The following is a 2,217-nucleotide window of genomic DNA, read 5'->3' as shown; positions in this document are numbered from 1 at the left end:
CCGCGAAGCGGCCTCGAAGGAGTGCCCGGTTCCCCTATGATTTCCGGAGGATGCTGCGCAGCCTATGATGCGCTCCGGCTCCTCGGGAGGGGGAAGCGGACGGGACGAGGGCCGCATGATCCTCAGGTGAGAAGCCTGCTAAGTCTCTGGCGAACAAGCAAACTGAAGCATAAGACAAGAAAAAATTGAGAGCCGACCCGCTTCCCGAAAACTAATTTTTCCGCGAAGGTCGGCCCAACGAAAAGCGAAGGAAACGCAGAGGAGGTCTCGATGGACGTTCACGAGTACCAAGCGAAGGAGCTGCTCGCGAGCTTCGGGGTCGCCGTGCCGAAGGGCGCCGTGGCCTTCAGCCCGGATCAGGCGGTCTACGCGGCGACCGAACTCGGCGGCTCGTTCTGGGCGGTGAAGGCCCAGATCCATGCCGGCGCCCGCGGCAAGGCCGGCGGCATCAAGCTCTGCCGCACCTACAACGAGGTGCGCGACGCCGCCCGCGATCTGCTGGGCAAGCGCCTCGTCACGCTCCAGACCGGCCCCGAGGGCAAGCCGGTGCAGCGCGTCTATGTCGAGACCGCCGATCCGTTCGAGCGCGAACTCTATCTCGGCTACGTCCTCGACCGGAAGGCCGAGCGGGTGCGCGTCATCGCCAGCCAGCGTGGCGGCATGGACATCGAGGAGATCGCCGCCAAGGAGCCCGAGGCGCTGATCCAGGTGGTGGTCGAGCCGGCGGTCGGCCTGCAGCAGTTCCAGGCCCGCGAGATCGCGTTCCAGCTCGGCCTCAACATCAAGCAGGTCTCGGCGGCGGTGAAGACCATCATGAACGCCTACCGGGCGTTCCGTGATTGCGACGGCACCATGCTGGAGATCAACCCGCTCGTCGTCACCAAGGACGACCGGGTGCTGGCGCTCGACGCCAAGATGTCCTTCGACGACAATGCCCTGTTCCGTCGCCGCAACATCGCCGACATGCACGACCCGTCCCAGGGCGATCCCCGCGAGGCCCAGGCCGCCGAGCACAATCTCAGCTATATCGGTCTCGAAGGCGAGATCGGCTGCATCGTCAACGGCGCCGGCCTCGCCATGGCGACCATGGACATGATCAAGCACGCGGGCGGCGAGCCGGCGAACTTTCTCGATGTCGGCGGCGGTGCCAGCCCGGACCGGGTCGCGACGGCTTTCCGTCTCGTGCTCTCGGACCGCAACGTCAAGGCGATCCTCGTCAACATCTTCGCCGGCATCAACCGCTGCGACTGGGTCGCCGAGGGTGTGGTCAAGGCTGCCCGCGAGGTGAAGATCGACGTGCCGCTGGTGGTGCGCCTCGCCGGCACGAATGTGGAGGCCGGCCAGAAGATCCTCGCCGAGAGCGGGCTCGACCTCATCACCGCAGAAACCCTGACGGACGCCGCGCGCAAGGCCGTCGAGGCCTGCAACGCCGCCAAGCACTGAAGAACGGGGAGGATCACGCCATGAGCATTCTCATCGACGAGAAGACCCCGATCATCGTCCAGGGCATCACGGGCGACAAGGGCACCTTCCACGCCAAGGAAATGATCGCCTACGGCTCCAACGTCGTCGGCGGCGTCACCCCGGGCAAGGGCGGCAAGACCCATTGCGGCGTGCCGGTATTCAACACCGTCAAGGAGGCCGTGGCCGCCACCGGCGCCACCACCTCGATCACCTTCGTGGCGCCCCCCTTCGCGGCGGACGCGATCATGGAGGCAGCCGATGCCGGGTTGAAGCTGGTCTGCTCGATCACCGACGGCATCCCGGCCCAGGACATGATGCGGGTGAAGCGCTACCTGCGGCGCTATCCCAAGGACAAGCGCACCATGGTGGTGGGCCCGAACTGCGCCGGCATCATCTCGCCTGGCAAGTCGATGCTCGGCATCATGCCCGGCCACATCTACCTGCCCGGCAAGGTCGGCGTGATCTCGCGCTCCGGCACCCTCGGCTACGAGGCGGCGGCGCAGATGAAGGAACTCGGCATCGGCATCTCGACCTCGGTCGGCATCGGCGGCGACCCGATCAACGGCTCGTCCTTCCTCGATCACCTTGCCCTGTTCGAGCAGGATCCGGAGACGGAGGCCGTGCTGATGATCGGCGAGATCGGCGGTCCGCAGGAGGCCGAGGCCTCGGCCTGGATCAAGGAGAACTTCTCCAAGCCGGTGATCGGCTTCGTCGCCGGCCTCACCGCTCCGAAGGGCCGCCGCATGGGCCATG

General features: G+C 66.3%; 2 protein-coding genes. Both read left to right on the top strand.

Features of this window, described 5'->3' with window-relative positions:
• The first annotated feature begins 270 nt into the window (after positions 1-270).
• Complete coding sequence (locus MZTS_RS23570) at positions 271-1,443, top strand: malate--CoA ligase subunit beta (RefSeq protein ID WP_192285684.1); 1,173 nt, start codon at positions 271-273, stop codon at positions 1,441-1,443.
• A gap of 20 nt (positions 1,444-1,463) precedes the next feature.
• Positions 1,464-2,217, top strand: a 754-nt coding sequence (gene sucD / locus MZTS_RS23565; RefSeq protein ID WP_192285682.1) for a succinate--CoA ligase subunit alpha, incomplete at its 3' end; no start/stop codon positions are given.

Source organism: Methylorubrum zatmanii, from assembly GCF_014845115.1.
In the GTDB taxonomy this organism is placed as follows: domain Bacteria; phylum Pseudomonadota; class Alphaproteobacteria; order Rhizobiales; family Beijerinckiaceae; genus Methylobacterium; species Methylobacterium zatmanii.
This window is presented reverse-complemented; position numbering and strand designations above follow the sequence as displayed.